This is a genomic window from Geomonas edaphica (assembly GCF_004917075.1).
Classification (GTDB): domain Bacteria; phylum Desulfobacterota; class Desulfuromonadia; order Geobacterales; family Geobacteraceae; genus Geomonas; species Geomonas edaphica.
The window spans coordinates 290,086-309,803 of the sequence record NZ_SSYB01000005.1 but is presented as its reverse complement, the minus strand read 5'-3'; the positions used below and the strand labels follow the sequence as shown (position 1 = coordinate 309,803).

The following is a 19,718-nucleotide window of genomic DNA, read 5'->3' as shown; positions in this document are numbered from 1 at the left end:
CGATTAAACTGACGGCCAGAAGCGGGACATGCAAGATTTCAAAGATATAGACAAAGAGAAAAGCAAAAGAAGATTCCTCAGGGCGAAGGAACAGGACGGGCGCAACACCTTCAGGCAGATCAAGGAGACCAAGCCGCAGAAGAAACGGCTCAAGTACCTCCTCCCTGCCATCGCTCTCCTGCTTGCCGGCTACCCCATCATCTCCCTCTTCGGTTCCCCGCGCGCGAAGAGCGCGCCGACCGCTGCGAAGCCCGCCGCGGTATCCCTCTCCAAACTGGATCAGGGAAGTGCCTTCAAGCTTGCCGCCGGGGCCTATTCCAGTGCCCGCGTGCAAAATGGCAAGCTGTCGGCGCCCCTACCGCAGGGTGGAGAGGTGATCTACAGCATCGACGCCGAGGTGCAGCAAAAGGTCGCGAAGCTCTTCGCAGACTACAAGGTCCCCTACGGGCTCTTCGTCGCCATGGATCCGAAGACCGGACGCATCCTCGCCGCCGTATCCCACTCCGCCTCCCGCCCCGGCTGGGAGAAGGACGCCAACTACCACCTCTACCCGATGGCCTCTCTCTTCAAGATCGTGACCGCGACGGCCGCCCTCGAAGAGAAGAAAGTCGGGCCCCAGACCCCCTTTGCGTTCAACGGCAAGCTCACCTCTGAAAGCCCGAAGTACTGGAGGGTGAAACCGGGGCGTGGCAACCAGACCATGCCGCTCTCCCTCGCCATGGGAAAATCGGTGAATCCGGTGTACGGCCGTTTGGCCGGCGAGGTGGTGGGACGCGACCCGCTGCTTTTGTACGCGGGGAGGTACGGCTTCAACCAGCCCATGTTCTCCAACAGCCCGATAGCGGCCAGCACGGCCCCGGCGCCGGGCACCATCGACGAGCTGATGAGGATGGGGGCTGGGCTCAACCGCGAGGTGAAGATCTCTCCGTTCCACGCCGCAGCCATCATGGCATCGGTGGCCAACGGCGGCGTGATGATGGCCCCTTCGCTTGCCAGCGAGATCCGCGACGCGAAAGGGAGCGTCGTCTTCACCCAAAAACCACAGCCGCTGCGCACCGTGATGACCCCTCAGACGGCGAACTCGCTCGCGCAGATGCTCGCCACCACGGTGGAGAGCGGCACCTCGCGCCGCGCCTTCCACGACCGCAGGGGAAGAAGGATGCTCGCCTCGGTGAAGATCGCCGCCAAGACAGGCTCCATCGACGGCACTGATCCCGCGGGACACTACAGCTGGTTCGCCGCCTATGCTCCGATGGAAGATCCCCAGATCGCGCTCGCCGCGCTGGTGATCAACGAGAACAAGTGGCGCATCAAAGCGACCACGGTGGGCGAACAGGCACTCGAGGCGTTTTTCCGGTAGGGGTGATGATGGAATGTACGGGATGCGGGACCTGCTGTGTCGCTCCTGACATCAGCGCCCTGGGGAAGAAGGTCGGCGAGCGGTGCCTGCACCTGGCAGAGGGGGAGCGTTGCGGCATCTACGCCGAGCGCCCCGCGGTATGCCGCGGCTATCGCCCCGACGATATCTGCCAAAGCGTGGCGGCGCCGACCCTGGAGGAGCGGGTGGCGCGTTACCTCGAGCTTTTCGGCCTGGAGCGTTCCTAGCGGAAGCGCTCCAGCGTAACGTTGCCGTCCAGGAGCTGCGCGTACGAGTAATGGGTGATCCAGTCCCCGAGCGCCACGAACCGGCGCCCACCCTCGTCTTTGACCATGGGAAGGTGGAAATGCCCGGTGATGACGACGTCGCACCCGGCGGCGAAACGCCCGCGGGCGAAGTTTTCCAGGATGGCGCGGTAATCCCAGCGTACCTTGCGTGCGGCGTGCCTGCCACTGGAACGGCGCGACAGGGTTGCTGCGGTCCGGTCGGCGAGGCGGCGCGAGAACACGGGGACGAGGGCCCGAACCAAGGGGCTGTGCAGCACGAACCGGAAGAGACGGTAACGGTAGTCGGCGCGGTTGATCTCATCGCCGTGACACAGGCAGACCCTGAGTCCGTCGATCATGAGTTCGGCACTACCTGCATGCACCTCCGCCTGCAGCTGCTCTGAGAAAAAGTCTCCCAGATGGAAATCGTGGTTCCCTTCGAAGTAGACGATGCGCACGCCGCGCGCCCTCACCCTCTTCAGGCAGTCGATGATGTCCCGGTAATGGCCGTAGACCGGCTGCGGGTTCCCGATCCAGAACTCGAAGATGTCCCCCAGCAGGTAGAGGGCGTCCGTGTCGGCGGGGAGCGTGTCCAGGAAGCGGAGCATGGTCCGGTAGTTTTCGTCTTCCGGGGCTCTCAGGTGGGCGTCGGCGATGAAGATCTTGCGCATTGGCGCAATATATACAAAAATAGCGAGTTGGTAAAGGGAACAGGTTCTTAGGGGTATGTCCGCGACCCGGACCGTGACCTAAAAGCCGTCAAGAGGTATCGATGCACGCACTGCGCAACCTGGAGATCGTCTGGGAGGACCTGATGGAGGCCTTCGAGAACGTGGACTCCGACATGATATATTTCCTGGACCGCGAGACCGGCGAGGTCTTCTCGGTCCCCACCGAATATGACGACGAGGCGTTCTGGCTGGAGGTGGACACCCAGCAGGAGCGCTTCCTGGAAATCCCGCCGTTCGACTACGGCCAGGAACGCCAGCTGGTGCACGCCTTCATCCAGGGGATCGAAAACGAGGGGCTTAAGGGGATGCTGGTGCGCGCCTTCACCGGGAAGCAGTCGCACGGCAGGCTTAACGAAATCCTCTCCTTCTACCCGGAGGAGCAGGAGCGCTTCCATGCCATCAGGGAAAGCTTTCTGACGGACCGGGCGGCGAACTGGCTCGAAGAGCACGACATCTACCCGCCGGAGCGACTGTAAGCGTTACCGTTGACCAATACCCCTCTTTTGCGTAACATCTCTCAGGTACTCAACGCCCCACGGATGCAATAGGCCATGATGAGAATGCGCTCGATCCATCCCCTATCAGAAATCGCCCTCGTGGTTTTGCTCGCCGCCCTCATCGGCGTTGCCTGGAACAAAACCCTGCTCACCGATGCCTGGCGCGGCGAGACACGCCACGCCGCCGTCGTCGCACCACAGCCGGCCCAGGCCGCCGAGGCCGTCCCCATGCCGGTTGGGCTTGCCCAGGCAAAGGATCTGCACGACTCCGGGCAGGCCGTGCTCGTCGACGCGCGCAACGCCGACAGTTTCGTCAAGGAACACATCAGCGGGGCCCTCTCCCTTCCCCTTGCCGTCGCCGACAGGAAAAAGCCTCCCCTGCCGAAGAACGTCACCCCCGACACGATCATCATCGCCTACTGCAACGGTTTTTCCTGCCACGACAGCATGGAGCTCGGGAAAATCCTGATCAAGGCCGGCTACCGCCAGGTCTTCGTCTTCGAGGGGGGGCTTCCCGAGTGGCGCGATGCCGGCTACCCGACCGCGGGAGGGGCATCATGAAACGCATCGACTTCGTGATGGTGCTCCGCATCGCCCTGGGCGGCGTCTTCATCTACGCAGCAGTCCCGAAGATCGTCGATCCGGTCGCCTTCGCCGGGAGCGTGGCGGCCTACCGCATCCTCCCCTATTTCTGGAATTACGTGGCCGCGGCGGTGCTCCCCTTCCTCGAACTGATCTGCGGAGTGCTCCTGGTGCTGGGCATCCGGGTCAGGACCGGCGCCCTGATCATCGGCGCGCTGAACCTCGTCTTCATGGTCGCCCTCGCCTCCGCCATCGTGCGTGGCCTTGACATCGACTGCGGCTGTTTCCGCCAGGGAGGCGAAAAGACCACGCCATGGCTTGCCCTCGCCCGGGACGCCGTCTTCCTCGCCATGACCGCCGCTGTGCTGCGCTACGAGCGGCTCCGCGCCGGATAGTTTTTCTTTCCCAGCGCGAAAGCTCTTCCCCCGCCGCTTGCAGTTTTCCCTGAAATCCTGTAGGATGCCGCGTTGTTTCATTAAGCTTCAGGAGAACGTTTTGAACGAGATAATGCTCCTCATCGGCGCGTACCTGCTCGGATCGGTACCGACCGGTCTGCTCCTGGCCCGGAGCATGGGCATCAACATAAGAGAATGCGGCAGCGGCAACATCGGGGCAACCAACGTCTACCGCACCGCAGGCAAGAAACTCGGCATCATGACCCTCCTCGGCGACTGCCTGAAGGGGCTCATCCCGGTATTGGCCGCCAAGGCGCTCGGGCTTCCCCCCGTCTGGATCGCCGGCATTGGCCTCGCCGCCTTTCTCGGCCACGTCTACACCGTCTTTCTCGGCTTCAAGGGTGGCAAAGGCGTGGCGACGGCACTCGGCGTCCTGCTCGGCACCGCCCCTCTCGCCGTCCTCTTCGGCATCCTCGTTTTCGCCGCAGTCCTTTACAAGTGGCGCTACGTGTCGCTTGCCTCCATCAGCGCCGCGGCGGTCATCCCCGTCCTCGCCTGGGCGACCTGCACGCCCCGGGAAGTGATCGGCATGGCGTTCGTCATCGCGGTCATCGTGATCCTCAAGCACCACGAGAACATCGCAAGGCTGCGTGCCGGCACCGAGAACAAGTTCAAGGCCTGACCTTCCGTTCTCCCTGCGCATTCCCGCACTCTTCGCGGGAAAACCCACCGACCACATTGCACACCAAATGGGTCATTTCGCCTAAAAAGCGTCTTTCGCCGCACCGGCGCACACCTCCCCTGCAGCTGCACCGCGCTAACCTGCGGTAATCACGCCTACTTCTAACACACCACCGCCCACGGTACGCGTCTTGCTCTCCACGACAGGTCAAGAAAGATCTGCGTGGAGGAGTGATGTTTTTCAGCAACAGGACGATGCGCGCCGCGATCATCGCGTCCTTTTTTTCGCTCGCCCTTACCGCGTGCGACGTCTCCCGCGAAGAGCACGGAGAGGCGGCCTCGCTGCTTGCGCCTGAAGGTGCGCCGAACGAGCCGGTTCAGAAGGTGAACGGTTCGGTGATCACCCGGGGCTCGGTGCAGCGCCGCCTGCAGTTGCTCCTGGAACGAAGGGGTCCCGTGCAGCCGACCGGCCCCGAAGAGATTCGCCTGTTAAGACGCGAGGCGCTGGAGCAACTGATAGCGGCGGAACTCCTCTACCAGGAGGCCAGGAAGAGCCCGGCGAAAAACCTGGACGAGCTCGTGGCGCAGCGCATAGAGCAGTACCGTAACAGGCTCCCGAGCGACGACGCCTTTGCCAGAAGCCTCGACGAGGCAGGGCTTAGCCTCCCGCTCTTGCAGCAGGAGGTAAGAAAAGAGCTGGTGGTGAGCGATTTCGTGGACACGAGGTTCGGACAGAAAGTCAGCGTAAGCGAGGACGAGGCCCTGAGTTTCTACGAGGAAAACAGGGAGAAGTTCAAGACGGGAAGCTCAGTCAGGGCGAGCCAGATCCTCGTTGCGGTGAAGGAGCCGTGCGGCGAGCGCGACAAAAAAGAGGCCATGGAGAAGGCGGAACAACTGCTGCAGCGGGTGCGCCAAGGTGAAAATTTCGGGATCATCGCACAGCTGCAGTCCGACTGCGCCAGTAAGGTTAGAGGTGGGGATCTAGGTTTTTTCAGCCGGGGCGACACAAACCCGCGCATCGAGCAGGTGGCCTTCACCCTGAAACCCGGGGAGGTCAGCAACATCGTCCAGACGCCATACGGCTACCACATACTGAAGCTGACCGAAAAACGTCCACCAAGGCTCGAGACCTACGACGAGGCGCGGGGAGAGATCTTCCAGCTGTTGAAACGGGAGAAGACCATGAAACTGGCGGCGGAGCACGTTGCGCAGCTGCGCGCCAGGGCGAGAGTGGAGCGGGTGACCCGGCAATAAAAAAGGCGTCCCGGAAGGGACGCCTTTCGACGAAACGGCATGTGAAGCGGCTCAGGCCGCCTGCGCTTCCACGACCAGCGGGGTCAGGAAACGCTTCATCTTCTTGAGCGCACCCTCCTCGATCTGGCGCACGCGCTCCCTGGAGATGGAGAAGTGGTCCGCGATCTCCTGGAGGGTCAGCGGGTTCTCAGCGGCGACCCGCTGCTCAATCACGAAACGCTCCTTCTCGTTCAGGTGCTCGAGGGCGCTTGCCACCGTCTGCTCGAGCATGGTGGCCTCCTGCCGCTCGGCCAGCATCTCCTCCTGGTTCTGGCGCTGGTCCGGCAGGCTTTCCAGGAAAGTACCCCCCTCCCCTTCGAACATCTCGACGTCGAGCGAGAGCTCGCCTCTCAGACGCTGCTCCATCTCCTGAGCCTCGGAATCCTTCACGTCGAGAGACAGGGCGGCCGCGTGCAGGTCACCTTCGCCGGTCATCTGGGCGATCGCCTGCTTGGCCTGGTTCAGCTTGAAAAAGAGCTTTCTCTGCGCCTGGGTGGTCCCGATCTTCAACAGGCTCCAGGCGGAAATGATGTGGTTCTGGATATAGGCCCTGATCCACCAGACGGCGTAGGAGATGAGGCGAACCCCCTTGGATGGATCGAACTTACGCACGGCCATCATGAGGCCGATGTTCCCTTCCTGGATCAGGTCCAGCATCTTCATCCCGTAGGAGCGGTACTCCCCGGCTATCTTCACGACGAAGCGCAGGTTGGCGGTGATCAGCCTGTGGGCCGCCTCCAGATCGCCTTCGTTGCGGAACCGGCAGGCCAGATCCATCTCCTCGTCCGCCGACAGAAGCGGGAATCGGTTGATCTCCGAGAGGTACAGGGTAAGGCTGTCTACAGGTACCGGCATGGTGTGTGTCATGGTTCATCTCTCCCTTGTGAGCTGCTTTTTTCGTGCGTCGTGTTAGCACTCTCCACTCGTGAGCGCTAACAATATAACAAGGGGCAGGTAAAAAATCAAGGGGATGCCCGGCGATTTGCGGGGGTTAAATTGCTTGCGTGGTCCGCCGCTAATGTGGTAAACGAAAAGATCGAATAAGCGACGCCTGGCGCCGAAAAACCGGAGGTTTTGCCACATGGAGATCAGGATAGTACCGATTAGCGAGGGGGAGAAGAAGGCCAAGTATACCGACGAGTCGCAGCTCGGCTTCGGCAGGATCTTTACCGATTACATGCTGCTGGTCGAGTGGAAAGCGGGTCAGGGATGGGTCGACGCGCGCATCAAGAAGTACGAGCCGTTCCAGATTGACCCGGCTGCGCTCGTTTTACACTACGCGCAGGAGATCTTCGAGGGGCTCAAGGCCTACAAGTGGGAAGACGGCACCATCGCCCTGTTCCGCCCGGAGATGAACGCCCGCCGCTTCAACCACTCCGCCGAAAGGCTCTGCATGCCTGAGATCCCGGAAGAACTCTTCGTGAAAGGGATCGAGCAGTTGGTAGCCCTCGAGAGCGCCTGGGTTCCCGGCTCGGAAGGTACCTCGCTCTACATCCGTCCCGCCATGATCGCCGTCGAGCCTCACGTCGGCATCAAGCCCTCGGACCACTACTACTTCTACGTCATCCTATCCCCGGTGGGCGCCTACTACGCAGCCGGCTTCAACCCGGTCAAGATCATGGTCGAGGACAAATACGTCCGCGCGGCCCCCGGTGGCACCGGCGAGGCGAAGACCGGCGGCAACTACGCGAGTTCGCTCAAGGCGGGCCTCGAGGCGAAGAAAAAGGGGTACGACCAGGTGCTCTGGCTGGACGGCGTACATAAGCGCTACATCGAAGAAGTAGGCTCGATGAACATGTTCTTCGCCTACGGCGACACCATCGTCACCGCGCCGCTCGAAGGGAGCATCCTGCGCGGCATCACCCGCGACTCCGTGATCACCATCGCAAAATCCCTCGGACTCAAGGTCGAGGAGCGCAAGATCGACGTGAACGAACTCATGCAGGACCTGAAGAGCGGCAAGGTCACCGAGGCCTTCGGCAGCGGCACCGCCGCCGTGGTCACCCCGGTAGGGACGCTGTGCTACGCAGACGAGACGGTTCAGGTCGGCAACGGCGGCGTCGGCAAGCACACCCAGAAGCTGTACGACACCTTGACCGGCATCCAGACCGGCAAGATAGAAGACAAGTTCGGCTGGATCACCAAGGTCAAATAGAGCCGAGCTCAAACAGACAAAAAGGGGACAGGCACCTTTACGGAGCCTGTCCCCTTTTTTAATTTAGTCCTCGTCCCCTCTCCCGCCTCGTCACCTGCTCCGCATCAAAAGAGGTCCATCTGCCCGTGCAGCAGCTCGCCGGGAGGCGGCGCAGTTTTGCCGGCGCCCTCGAGCCCCTTCCATGACTGGCCGGTCCGGATCATCTCCTGGAGCCATTTTTTCGGAACGGAACGGTAACGGCACCGCTTGAGCGAGTCGACGGTTATGGTGGCGGAAACCACGCCACGACGAAGACGCGGCACGATCTCCTTTATTCTGGCGATGAAGAGGAAGCAGCGCGTCGCGTCTTTATGCTCCAGGAGCACCTCGTCACCGATTACCGCGAGACAAAGGCCGTGGTGACGCTTGTTGTCCGCGAAGAAGCTGACCGCGCATCCGGGAGTGGCTACGACCGGTTTGGCTAATTCTTCCGCGTCCCACACCAACTCCTCGGCGTCGTCCGGTTCCTCGTCGAAAGATGCGTTGGGATCCTCGCCGTAGAAAAGATTTTCATCGGCAGCCCAGTCCAGGTCGTCATCCAGATCGTCCTCGGCGTGTGCATGCAACTCCGCCTCGGTCTCCGGATCGCCCTCGACCTCCCTGCCCGTATTTTTGCCCGTGAACTTTGCCAACGTTTCTCCCCAGCAGGCACCACAGCGTCATTAGCCGTGCAAACCATTGCGCGCCAGCGGTGCGCCGCTGAAAGCTGCCACCGCCCGCCGGATAATGCCATATCTTGTCGCGCACTACAAGCCTTGCCACGGGCAGAGCCACATCGCTCGCCCGCCGCGACGACACTTAAAAGCTGCGCCCTGCCTTGACACACAACACTCCCCTCCCTATCTTCTTCTAAGACTTAGGAGGCAACCCCATGATTAGACCCGAGAAAATGACCGTAAAGACCCAGGAAGCGATCGCGACTGCGCACGAAAACGCCCTCGCCATGTCGGCTCCCGGGATAGAAGCCGAACACCTTCTGCTGGCCCTGATCGACCAGGAAGGGGGCTTCGTCCCCGATCTCATCAAGAAGATCGGCGCTCCTCTACCGCGCCTGCGTGAAAGCGTGGACGAAGTGCTCAAGCGTCTACCCAAGGTGACCGGCGGCGCTCAGGTCGGGCTCTCGGCCGCTTTGAACCGCGTCCTCGATCAGGCCCAGAAGGAAGCGGACGGGATGCACGACGCCTTCGTCTCGACCGAACACCTTTTGCTGGCGCTGGTCGCGTCCAAGGACACCCCAAGCGGAAGGCTCTTAAGCCAGAACGGGGTGACCCGCGACGGCATACTCGCCGCGCTCAAGGAACTGCGCGGCGGCGAGGCGGTCAACGAGCAGGACCCGGAGCAGAAATACCAGGCACTCGCAAAATACTGCCGCGACCTCACCGACCTGGCCCGCCAGGGGAAGCTCGACCCGGTGATCGGCCGCGATGACGAAATCCGCCGTGTGCTCCAGGTGCTGTCGCGCCGGACCAAGAACAACCCGGTACTGATCGGCGAGCCTGGCGTCGGCAAGACCGCCATCGCCGAGGGGCTCGCCCAGCGCATCGTCTCCGGCGACGTCCCGGAGACGCTGAAGGACAAGGTCATCATGGCGCTCGACATGGGGGCTCTCATCGCGGGCGCCAAGTACCGCGGCGAGTTCGAGGAGCGGCTGAAGGCGGTCATCAAGGAGGTGGCGCGCTCCGAGGGGAGGATCATCCTCTTCATAGACGAGATGCATACCCTGGTCGGTGCTGGAGCAGCCGAAGGCGCCCTGGACGCCTCCAACATGCTGAAGCCCGCCCTTGCCCGCGGCGAGCTGCACTGCATCGGCGCCACGACGCTGAACGAGTACCGGAAACACATCGAAAAGGACGCGGCACTCGAGCGCCGCTTCCAGCAGGTGTTCGCCGGGGAGCCGAGCGTCGAGGAGACCATCTCCATCCTGCGCGGCCTCAAGGAGAAATACGAGAACTACCACAAGATCCGCATCAAGGACTCGGCGCTCATCGCAGCGGCGACCCTCTCGGACCGCTACATCACTGACCGCTTCCTCCCGGACAAGGCGATCGACCTCATCGACGAGGCCGCGTCCCGGCTCAGGATCGAGATCGACTCCAAACCGACCGAAATCGACGAGATCGACCGCCGCGTCATCCAGTTGGAGATCGAGCGCCAGGCCATGCTCCGCGAGAAGGACGCGAAGGCGCTGGACCGCCTGAAAAAACTGGAAGAGGAGCTCAGTACCCTCAAAGAGCAGTCCGCCGAACTGCATGACCACTGGCAGCGGGAAACCAGCATCCTGAAGGAGCTGGGCAACCTCAAGGAGCGCAGGGAGGAGAAGGTCGAGGAGGCGAAACGTGCCGAACGCGACGGGCTTCTCGCGCGCACCGCGGAGATCCGCTACGGCGAGATCCCGGCTATCGAGAAGGAGATGGAGGACAAGCGGCTCACCCTCGAGGCGATCCAGAAGGAAGGGAAGATGCTCCCCGAGGAGGTCGACGCCGAGATGGTGGCCGAGGTGGTCGCAAAGTGGACCGGCATCCCGGTGAACCGCATGCTAGAAACCGAAAGCGAGAAGCTCGTACGCATGGAAGAACGCCTGAAAAGCAGGGTCGTCGGGCAGGACGAGGCGCTCACCCTCGTGGCAAACGCGGTGCGCCGAGCGAGAAGCGGCCTCTCCGACCCGAACCGCCCCATCGGATCCTTCATCTTCCTGGGACCAACCGGCGTCGGCAAGACCGAGACGGCACGTGCGCTCGCATCGTTTCTCTTCGACGACGACCAGGCCATCGTGCGCATCGACATGAGCGAATACCAGGAGAAGCACACCGTTGCCCGTCTCATTGGCGCTCCGCCGGGATACGTGGGCTATGAGGAGGGGGGACAGCTGACCGAGGCGGTACGGCGCCGCCCCTATTGCATAGTGCTCTTCGATGAGATCGAGAAGGCCCATCCGGAGGTGTTCAACGTCTTCCTGCAGATCCTCGACGACGGACGGCTTACCGACGGGCAGGGAAGGACGGTCGATTTCAAGAACTCGGTGATCATCATGACCAGCAACTTGGGCTCGCAGTGGATCCAGCAGTACGGCGCCACCGACTACGCGAGGATGCAAAGCGAGGTGATGGAGACGCTCAGGGAGGCCTTCAAGCCGGAATTCCTGAACCGGGTGGACGAGATCGTCATCTACCACGCCCTGCCACTCGAACGGATCAAGGAAATCGTCTCGATCCAGTTGAACGCCCTCGTCCGGCGACTCGAGGAGCGCAGCATTGGTCTCGAGGTCACCGACCAGGCCAAAGAGTTCCTGGCGCGCGAAGGGTACGATCCTGCCTACGGCGCCCGCCCGCTGAAGCGTGCCCTGCAGCGTAAGATCCAGGACCCGCTGGCCCTCATGCTGCTCGAAGGGAAATTCGGTCCTGGCGACGTGGTTCGGGTCGATCTGGCGCCTGATGGCGACAGTCTAACCATCACCAGAGAGCGGTGAATACATTAAGCAAAAACTAACAAATTGCTATTTTGCGGTGAAGCTGCTATGGTACGCGGCGCAAAGCTGCAGTTTTGCGCCGCTTGCGCGGCATCTCGATCGGGGAGTCTTTCAATGAAGCGTTATTCAACTATTATGTCGGTCCTCGTAACCCTGGCACTGCCCGTCGCTGGAACCTGTGCTGACGCACCCAAAGCGCCTGAAAAGGCGGATACCAAAGTAGAAGCAGCCACCGCCCCCGCCGCGGCTGATGCAATGGCGAAGAAAGCCGAGGCTATCAGCAAGTCCATGCAGAAGAGCGGGCACAGCATGATGATGGCGGGAACCCCTGCTCCGGGCACCCCGGAAGCAAACCCCAACACTGCCGGCAAGGTCGTCGAAACCATGAACGCCGGGGGGTATACCTACGCCAACCTCGAGTCCAACGGCACCAAGACCTGGGTTGCCTATCCGGTCCTCGAGACCCGCGTGGGCGAGAACCTCTCCTTCCACAACTGCATGCCGATGACCAACTTCCAGAGCAAGACGCTGAACCGCAAGTTCGACACCATCCTGTTCTGCAACGCACCGGATGTTACCGCCACCGCCGCGGCCAAGCCTGCCCAGAAGGAGGCGAAGAAGGCGGCCCCTGGCGACAAGATCAAAGTTGAAAAGGCAAACGGCGCCAACGCCTACACCGTCGAGGAGATCTTCTCCAAGCGTGCCGCCCTGGACGGCAAGCAGGTGGTGGTCCGCGGCCAGGTCGTCAAGGTCGCAGCTTCCATCATGAACAGGAACTGGGTGCACCTGCAGGACGGCACCGGCAGTGACAACAAAAAAACCAACGATCTCGTGGTGACCACCAACGACAACGCCGAAGAAGGGGATATCATCACCGTTACCGGCACCCTCGCCAAGGACAAGGACTTTGGCGGCGGCTACAAGTACACCGCGATCATCGAGAAGGGTATCGTGATGAAGTGACGCCGCGCGCTACACGCACCGGCAAAGGCCCTCCGTTTCGCGGAGGGCCTTTTTTGATCGTGGACAAAAATCTTTCCGGGACTCGGGACAGGGATACAGACCAATGTCGACCACCTCGCTATTGATAGCACTCTACTTCTGTCGTTTCGCCGCGGTATGCCTGCTGCGCTTTATGAACCTGGGCCACCTGAAGCGTTACGGCACCACGGTCCCGGAGGGGTTCGAGGACGCGATCGACGCGGACGCCCTGGCAAAATCGTCTAGCTACACCTTCGCGCAGAGCAGGCTCGCGCTCATCGAATCCATCTTCGACAGCGCTTTTTTGCTGCTCTTCATGTTCACCCCGCTACTGCCGCTTTACGACGCCTGGATCGGGTCGTTGACCGGCTCCTTCTTTTTGCGTGGGGTTCTCTTCATGCTGGTGCTCACCATCGTGCAGGAGTTCCTCGAGATCCCCTTCTCGCTTTACCGCACCTTCCAGTTGGAGAGAAGCTTCGGTTTCAACACCACCACCGCTGGCATCTGGCTCTCCGACTTCTTCAAATCCACCCTTATCTCTGCGGTCATTACCAGTATCGTCATCTCGGCGGCCCTTCTGCTCGTCGAACACTCCCCCGATATGTGGTGGCTTTGGGTCTGGGCCTTCTTCGCTCTCTTTTCCATCACGATGATCTACATCTCGCCGTACCTCATCGAGCCGCTCTTCTCAAAGTTTGAGCCGCTCAAGGACGAGGAGCTTGCCGAGGAGATCAGGCGGATGCTCGAAAGAACCGGCCTGCGCGTGAAGGACGTCCAGCAGATGGACGCCTCGCGCCGCAGCCTTCACTCCAACGCCTACTTCACCGGCATCGGCAGGGTGAAAAGGATCGTGCTGTACGACACGCTCCTCAAGCAGATGGACCGCCCCGAGGTGCTCGCTATCCTTGCGCACGAGGCCGGACACTGGAAAAAGGGGCACATCTGGAAGCGCCTGGTGCTCATGGAGGCAGGGGCGCTTGCACTATTTTTCCTGGTGCACCAGATGCTCGGCTGGGGTGGTCTTCCCGCGCTCTTTAGGCTTAACGAGGCATCCTTCATGGCGCAGATCCTCATGGTGAGTTTCCTGTTCTCGCTCGTCTCTTTCCCGCTCACTCCGTTCGGAGCATGGCTTTCGCGCCGCAACGAGTGGGAGGCGGATCGTTTCGCCACCGCACTTTCCGGCACTCCAGGTGCGCTCGCCTCAGCCCTTGTCAAACTCTCCAAGGAAAACCTCTCCAACCTGCATCCGCATCCGTTCTACGCGTGGTTCTACTACAGCCACCCGCCGGCGGCGGCGCGGGTGGCAGCACTGCGCGCGGCGGAACGGGAAACGGCGTCGGAATAATTAACACAACTTCATTGCACCCTACACCCCGTTCTGGTATTTTTGGAAGGCTTGTGCCGTCAAGATACCTGCAACAGGAGCCGATTACATGCGCCTGAACATCCTGATCACCGCATCCGAAGCCGTACCCTTTGCAAAAGAAGGGGGCCTTGCCGACGTGGTCGGCGCCCTACCCCGTTACCTGGCCGCGCGCGGACACGACGTGCGCGTGGTCATGCCACGCTACTACAAGGTGGACCGGGAGCGTTACGGGCTTCGCCTGCTTCCGGGGACCCTCACGGTCCCCATGGGGATCATCGGCAACATGTACTGCGGCGTGTACGAGGGGAGGATGCCCGGGTCCGACGTGCCCATCTACTTCCTGGAGCACGAAAGCTTCTACGGGCGCGATGCGCTGTACGAAACGGACAACCAGGGGTACCTGGACAACGACAACCGCTTCATCTTCCTCTCCAAGGCGGGGCTTGAGATCTGCAAGATGATCCAGTTCACCCCGGACCTCGTGCACGCCCATGACTGGCACACCGCAGCCGTCCCGGTGCTCATGAACACCTGGTACCGCCACGACCATCACCTGGGCCAGGCGGCGTCCCTTCTCACCATCCACAACATGCAGCACCAGGGGAGCTTCTACGAGGGGGCCATGGACGTCCTCGGCATAGGCTGGGAGCACTTCAACTTCCTCGAACTGGAGAAGGAAAACCAGGTGAACCTCCTCAAGGGAGGGATTTACCACGCGACGCTCCTTAACACGGTGAGCGAAGGATACGCCAGGGAGATCCAGACCGAGGCGTACGGCTGGGGGCTGGAGGAAGTGGTGCGTGAGCGTTCCAACGTGCTCTCCGGCATCCTGAACGGTGTCGATTACGGCGAGTGGAACCCGGAAGCCGACCGACTGCTTCCGGCCAACTACAGCGCCTCGGATATGAGCGGCAAAAAGGTGTGCAAGCGGGAGCTGCAGCGCTCACTAGGGCTTCCGGAGCGCGAAGACGTCCCGCTCATCGGCATGGTATCGCGCCTGGTGAAGCAGAAGGGGATCGATGTTCTGGCCGAGGCCTTGCCGCGCTTTCTTGACCTCGACATCCAGCTGGTTCTTTTAGGCGCCGGGGAGCCGTGGGCGCACTTTTATTTCGGCGAAATGGCGGCAAAACGTGCCGATCGCTTCGCCTGTCGCATCGGCTACGACAACGCTCTTGCCCACAGGATCGAGGCGGGGTGCGACTTCTTCCTGATGCCCTCGGCGTTCGAGCCGTGCGGGCTGAACCAGATGTACAGCATGCGCTACGGCACCCTTCCCATCGTGCGCGCGACTGGCGGCTTGGATGACTCGGTCGACAACTTCGACGCCGCCCAGCGTACCGGCGACGGCTTCAAGTTCTGGAACCTTGACGCGGGAGCGCTGTTCGACACGGTCGGCTGGGCAGTGCACACCTGGTACCACGACCCGGAGGGGATCAGGGCGTTGCGGCAAAACGCGATTGCGAAGCGGTTCACCTGGGAGGAGGCAGCGCAGAAATACGAGCACTTGTACCTGGAAGGGATGCAGAGAAAGCTTGGCGAGGAAGGCTTCCAGCAGGTGTTGCAGGATCGGAGTCGTCAGAAGAGGAGAGTCCCAGAGGAGAGTACGGAACGGTTCCAGCCGCAGGCGTGACACCCCAGCAGAACACGTAGCCGTTACAGCGCGGCTACATGCCCACCCAACATGTCCCTCCCGCAAAATATCTCACATGCAAAGGCGGACAACGCTATTCCGGATGAAATAGCACTATTTTGCGGGAAATAAGCTTATTTATTGGAAAATAGCACTATTCCCTGCGAAACAAGCTTATTCCTGGAGAAATAAGACTATTTTCTAGAAAACAAGCTTATTCCCGGGAGAATAGCACTATTTTGCATGAAACAAGCTTATTTCACCAGAAATAGCGCTATTTCTCTCCAAACAACACTATTTCGCCGTAAATAGCGCTGTTCCAACGAAAATAGTGTTATTTCGGCAAAAACAACACTACTCACCACACACGACGCAGCCAACCAGGCGTTTCCCCTCCCACGCCGCTGCGGCGAGGGAAAATCGCGGCACAATGAAAAAAAGGCGCCCCGGAAATCCGGGACGCCTTTTTCACTTCAGCAAAAGCCGGTGCTACATCTTGTTCAGAAGCGGAACGATGAGCAGCGAGACGATGTTGATGATCTTGATCATCGGGTTGACCGCCGGGCCAGCGGTGTCCTTGTACGGGTCGCCGACGGTATCGCCGGTAACAGCAGCCTTGTGGGCTTCGCTACCCTTGCCACCGTGGTAGCCGTCCTCGATGTACTTCTTCGCGTTGTCCCATGCGCCGCCGCCGGTGGTCATGGAGATAGCCACGAAGATACCGGTGACGATGGAACCGACGATCACGCCGCCCAGAGCCTTGGGACCAAGGGTGAAGCCGACGACGATCGGGGCGAGGATCGGGATGAGGCCCGGGATGACCATCTCTTTGAGAGCGGTCTTGGTCACGATGTCTACGCAGGCAGCGTAGTCCGGCTTGCCGGTGCCTTCCATGATCCCCTTGATGGTGCGGAACTGGCGACGGACTTCGTCGACGACCGCGCCGCCCGCCTTACCGACCGCTTCCATGCACATAGCGGCGAAGTAGTACGGGAGCATGCCGCCGATGAAGAGACCGACGATGATCTTCGGATCGGAGAGGGAGAAGCTCTTGTCCGCGATGGTCAGCTCCTGAACGTAGGAGGTGAACAGGATGATCGCAGCCAGACCTGCGGAGCCGATGGCATAGCCCTTGGTGACCGCTTTGGTGGTGTTGCCGACCGCGTCGAGCGGGTCGGTGACGGCGCGGACGGAGTCGTCCAGTTCAGCCATCTCGGCGATGCCGCCTGCGTTGTCGGTGATCGGGCCGTAAGCGTCCATGGCGACGACGATGCCGGTAAGGGAGAGCATAGAAACCGCTGCGATGGCGATGCCGTACACGCCCGCGCAGTTGGCCGCGACGATGATGCCCGCGGAGATGACGATGACCGGCAGTGCGGTCGCCTTCATGGAGATGCCGAGACCGGCGATGATGTTGGTGGCGTGGCCGGTCTTGGAGGCCTCGGCGATGTGCTTGACCGGGGCGTACTCGGTCGAGGTGTAGTACTCGGTGATCCAGAAGATGGCACCGGTGACGACCAGACCGACGATTGCGGAGATGAAGATGTTGGTTGCGGAGATGACCGTACCGTTTGCCTCGGCGAGACCCTGCGGGAACATCTGCACGGTGACGAAGTAGAAGGCGATGCAGGCGATCACGCCGGAAGCGATGAGCCCCTTGTAGAGAGCGCCCATGATCTTGCCGGAAGCGCCGAGCTTCACGAAGTAGGTGCCGATGATGGAGGCGATGATGGAGATGCCGCCCAGGATCAGCGGGTAGCTTACCGCGCCGGGGTTGGCGAAGGTGATGGCGCCAAGGAGCATGGCGGCGATCAGGGTGACGGCGTAGGTCTCGAAGAGGTCTGCGGCCATGCCGGCGCAGTCGCCGACGTTGTCGCCCACGTTGTCCGCGATGACGGCCGGGTTGCGGGGGTCGTCCTCGGGGATGCCGGCTTCGACCTTGCCCACGAGGTCGGCGCCGACGTCAGCGCCTTTGGTGAAGATACCGCCGCCCAGACGGGCGAAGATGGAGATCAGCGAGCCGCCGAAGCCGAGGCCGACCAGTTGGCTGACGACGTCCTTGACCGGTGCGCCCGGCATAACCTGCTGAAGGAACATGTAGTAGCCGGCAACGCCCAGAAGGCCCAGACCAACAACGAGCATGCCGGTGATGGCGCCGCCTTTGAAGGCAACGTTGAGAGCCTTGTGGATGCCGGACTTGGCAGCCTCGGTGGTCCTAACGTTGGCGCGCACCGAGACGAACATCCCGATGAAGCCGGTGAGGCCGGAAAACACTGCGCCGACCAGGAAGCCGACTGCGGTCATCCAGCCGAGGGAGGCGAAGAGAGCCACGAACATGGCGACGCCCACCACCGCGATGATGGTGTACTGACGTTTCATGTAGGCGCCGGCGCCTTCCTGGATCGCGGAAGCGATCTGCTTCATCCGCTCGTTGCCCTGGGGAAGCCCCAGGATCCACTGGGCCGAGATCAGGCCGTAGGCGACTGCCGCCGCGGCACAGACCAGGGCGAAGACTACTGCATACTGTTCCATTGAAAAAATTCCTCCTATTTAGATATGCCTCAAGAAAAGGCGTGCCTTCTAAATACGGTGACAAAAACGGGTGATTGTTATCGAAAATGCACTATTTTGTCAATCTAATTCATACCGCCGCTGGCGATTTCTTGGAATATACTCATCTTCATGACGTATACTTTGTGTCTGCCGCACCGCAGCTCGCTCCGGCTGAACCTCTAATCGATACAAGGCTGGCGTCGTCACTCAAGTGGCAAGAGGTCATTCACACACACCCCTCTCCTTGCCGACAGACAAAAGGTATCTGCCACACACGAGCTTGATAGCATGTTGGTACTGTCGGGGCGACGATCATGCTCCCCCCCTCTACCAGCCGACCGGCATGACGGCATCTATGCCAGTCACTTCAATTTCTTATCCAAGAATCGGATCCCGTAAACAGTTGCTTAACGGAGGTTGAATATGTATCATAACCCGATGCTTGATCTTAAATGCGGCGATCACAGCTATCCTTTGCATCTTGCGCCGGAACACGTCCTTTCCGTGCTGCGCCCCCGCCCCTGCACCCCAGAGGGAACGCCGGCCGAACTGGTCGAGCGCGCGCTTGACGGCTGCGCCGGGATCCTGGCGGACTTCGCCCCCGGCGAGCGAGTGGTGATCGTCACCTCAGACGTCACACGCCCCACCGGAAGCGATATCTACCTCCCCTTGCTTGTCTCCAGACTGAACGCCGCCGGAATCAGGGACCGCGACATCGAGATCGTCGTCGCACTCGGGATTCACCGCAAGCAGACCGCGGCGGAACACAGGAGGATCGTCGGCGAACTCTACGGCCGGATCCAGGTCACCGACCACGATTGCGACGACCCCGGCGAGATCGTGTACCTGGGCGACACCTCGCGCGGCGTTCCCGTCGAGATCAACCGGCGCGTCGCCGAAGCGGACCGGCTGATCCTGACCGGCGCCGTTACTTTTCACTACTTCGCCGGGTTTGGCGGCGGCCGCAAGAGCATGCTTCCCGGCGTATCCAGCCGTAAAAGCTGCATGGCGAGCCACTTCTCGGTCCTGAACCCGGAAGAGGGAAGCGGCCGGCATCCCAAAGCCGTGACCGGAAACCTGGAGGGGAATCCGGTGCACGAGGCGATGCTCGAGGCTTGCGCGATGCGGCCTCCGAGCTTCATCCTCAACACCGTGCTGGGAGGCGACAAGGAGATCATCGCCGCCTTCGCCGGAGACTGGCGCGAGGCCCATGGCGCCGGATGCCGTTTCTACGCCGAGACCTTCTCGGCCCCCATCGCTCAACAAGCGGACCTCGTGGTGGTTTCCTGCGGCGGCTTTCCCAAGGACATCAACCTGATCCAGGCCCACAAGTCGATGGCATACGCAAGCCGAGCGCTGAAGCCCGGTGGGGTCATGATCCTTTTGGCCGAATGCCGCGACGGTTACGGCAACGCCACTTTTTTCAATTGGTTCGGCTACGAAACTTGCACCGAACTGGAGTCCACCCTCAGGAAGCGCTACGAGATCAACGGACAGACGGCCTGGTCGGTGAAGGAGAAGGCGGAACGCTTCCGCATCGTGCTTGTCTCCGTTTTGCCCGATGAAGAGGTGCGCACCATGGGGATGGTCCCGGCGGCGACGCTGGATGCGGCGCTGGACGTCGCACGCCCCCTGCTCCCGGAACAATTCAAAGCGTACGTGATCCCGGCAGGGGGAACGGTACTGCCGGTGATGAACATTTAGA

The 19,718-nt window shown here is 61.3% G+C and carries 17 protein-coding genes; 13 read left to right on the top strand and 4 right to left on the bottom strand.

All coding sequences use genetic code 11. The features are described from left to right. The first annotated feature begins 28 nt into the window (after positions 1 to 28). Positions 29 to 1,360, top strand: a complete 1,332-nt coding sequence (locus E8K79_RS17125; RefSeq protein ID WP_135868420.1) for a penicillin-binding transpeptidase domain-containing protein — start codon at positions 29 to 31, stop codon at positions 1,358 to 1,360. Positions 1,361 to 1,368: 8 nt separating this feature from the next. Then, a complete protein-coding gene (locus tag E8K79_RS17120) occupies positions 1,369 to 1,605 on the top strand; it encodes a CxxCxxCC domain-containing protein (protein ID WP_135869550.1) in 237 nt (78 codons plus the stop codon). Here E8K79_RS17120 and E8K79_RS17115 read toward each other — a convergent pair. Further along, positions 1,602 to 2,315 carry a UDP-2,3-diacylglucosamine diphosphatase gene (locus E8K79_RS17115; RefSeq protein ID WP_136515788.1) on the bottom strand — a complete coding sequence of 238 codons (714 nt, stop codon included), beginning with the start codon at positions 2,313 to 2,315 and terminating at the stop codon, positions 1,602 to 1,604. The genes E8K79_RS17120 and E8K79_RS17115 overlap by 4 nt on opposite strands. 101 nt (positions 2,316 to 2,416) lie before the next feature. Here E8K79_RS17115 and E8K79_RS17110 point away from each other — a divergent pair, with 101 nt between their 5' ends. The 5 genes from E8K79_RS17110 to E8K79_RS17090 all read left to right on the top strand — a co-directional run bounded on the left by E8K79_RS17110 (position 2,417) and on the right by E8K79_RS17090 (position 5,784). Further along, complete coding sequence (locus E8K79_RS17110; protein WP_136515787.1) at positions 2,417 to 2,851, top strand: UPF0158 family protein; 435 nt, start codon at positions 2,417 to 2,419, stop codon at positions 2,849 to 2,851. A 75-nt stretch (positions 2,852 to 2,926) separates the two neighbouring features. Further along, positions 2,927 to 3,433, top strand: coding sequence for a rhodanese-like domain-containing protein (locus E8K79_RS17105; protein ID WP_246043861.1), 507 nt, complete (start codon positions 2,927 to 2,929; stop codon positions 3,431 to 3,433). After that, complete coding sequence (locus E8K79_RS17100; protein ID WP_135868423.1) at positions 3,430 to 3,849, top strand: MauE/DoxX family redox-associated membrane protein; 420 nt, start codon at positions 3,430 to 3,432, stop codon at positions 3,847 to 3,849. Before E8K79_RS17105 ends, E8K79_RS17100 begins: the two co-directional genes overlap by 4 nt. A gap of 64 nt (positions 3,850 to 3,913) precedes the next feature. After that, on the top strand, positions 3,914 to 4,531 hold the full coding sequence (gene plsY, locus E8K79_RS17095; protein ID WP_198419842.1) for a glycerol-3-phosphate 1-O-acyltransferase PlsY: 618 nt from the start codon (positions 3,914 to 3,916) through the stop codon (positions 4,529 to 4,531). A 233-nt stretch (positions 4,532 to 4,764) separates the two neighbouring features. Further along, positions 4,765 to 5,784 (top strand): peptidylprolyl isomerase, encoded by a 1,020-nt coding sequence (locus E8K79_RS17090; RefSeq protein WP_136515785.1) that lies wholly within the window; start codon positions 4,765 to 4,767, stop codon positions 5,782 to 5,784. A 51-nt stretch (positions 5,785 to 5,835) separates the two neighbouring features. Here the strand turns inward: E8K79_RS17090 and rpoH are convergent, their stop codons facing one another. Continuing rightward, positions 5,836 to 6,690: an RNA polymerase sigma factor RpoH gene (rpoH, locus tag E8K79_RS17085; RefSeq protein WP_136515784.1), complete on the bottom strand. Its 855-nt coding sequence runs from the start codon at positions 6,688 to 6,690 to the stop codon at positions 5,836 to 5,838. 214 nt (positions 6,691 to 6,904) lie between these two features. Between rpoH and E8K79_RS17080 the strand changes: the two genes are divergently transcribed. After that, a complete protein-coding gene (locus E8K79_RS17080; RefSeq protein ID WP_136515783.1) occupies positions 6,905 to 7,978 on the top strand; it encodes a branched-chain amino acid aminotransferase in 1,074 nt (357 codons plus the stop codon). A gap of 104 nt (positions 7,979 to 8,082) precedes the next feature. Here the strand turns inward: E8K79_RS17080 and E8K79_RS17075 are convergent, their stop codons facing one another. After that, positions 8,083 to 8,649, bottom strand: coding sequence for a hypothetical protein (locus E8K79_RS17075; protein ID WP_136515782.1), 567 nt, complete (start codon positions 8,647 to 8,649; stop codon positions 8,083 to 8,085). A 239-nt stretch (positions 8,650 to 8,888) separates the two neighbouring features. On the opposite strand from E8K79_RS17075, the gene clpB reads away from it, so the two are divergent. The 4 genes from clpB (at position 8,889) to glgA (ending at position 15,460) form a co-directional block, all read left to right on the top strand. Then, the gene (gene clpB / locus E8K79_RS17070) at positions 8,889 to 11,483 is read left to right on the top strand and encodes an ATP-dependent chaperone ClpB (protein ID WP_136515781.1); all 2,595 of its coding nucleotides are present in this window, start codon (positions 8,889 to 8,891) and stop codon (positions 11,481 to 11,483) included. A gap of 114 nt (positions 11,484 to 11,597) precedes the next feature. Then, entirely contained in the window at positions 11,598 to 12,446 is an 849-nt protein-coding gene (locus tag E8K79_RS17065) for a DNA-binding protein (protein WP_136515780.1), read from the top strand. 103 nt (positions 12,447 to 12,549) lie between these two features. Next, positions 12,550 to 13,809 (top strand): M48 family metallopeptidase, encoded by a 1,260-nt coding sequence (locus tag E8K79_RS17060; RefSeq protein ID WP_136515779.1) that lies wholly within the window; start codon positions 12,550 to 12,552, stop codon positions 13,807 to 13,809. Positions 13,810 to 13,897: 88 nt separating this feature from the next. Then, positions 13,898 to 15,460, top strand: coding sequence for a glycogen synthase GlgA (glgA, locus tag E8K79_RS17055; protein ID WP_136515778.1), 1,563 nt, complete (start codon positions 13,898 to 13,900; stop codon positions 15,458 to 15,460). 489 nt (positions 15,461 to 15,949) lie between these two features. Here glgA and E8K79_RS17050 read toward each other — a convergent pair whose 3' ends face one another. After that, complete coding sequence (locus tag E8K79_RS17050) at positions 15,950 to 17,992, bottom strand: sodium-translocating pyrophosphatase (protein ID WP_136515777.1); 2,043 nt, start codon at positions 17,990 to 17,992, stop codon at positions 15,950 to 15,952. A 444-nt stretch (positions 17,993 to 18,436) separates the two neighbouring features. Here E8K79_RS17050 and E8K79_RS17045 point away from each other — a divergent pair, with 444 nt between their 5' ends. After that, positions 18,437 to 19,717: a lactate racemase domain-containing protein gene (locus tag E8K79_RS17045; RefSeq protein WP_136515776.1), complete on the top strand. Its 1,281-nt coding sequence runs from the start codon at positions 18,437 to 18,439 to the stop codon at positions 19,715 to 19,717. Position 19,718 lies beyond the last annotated feature (1 nt).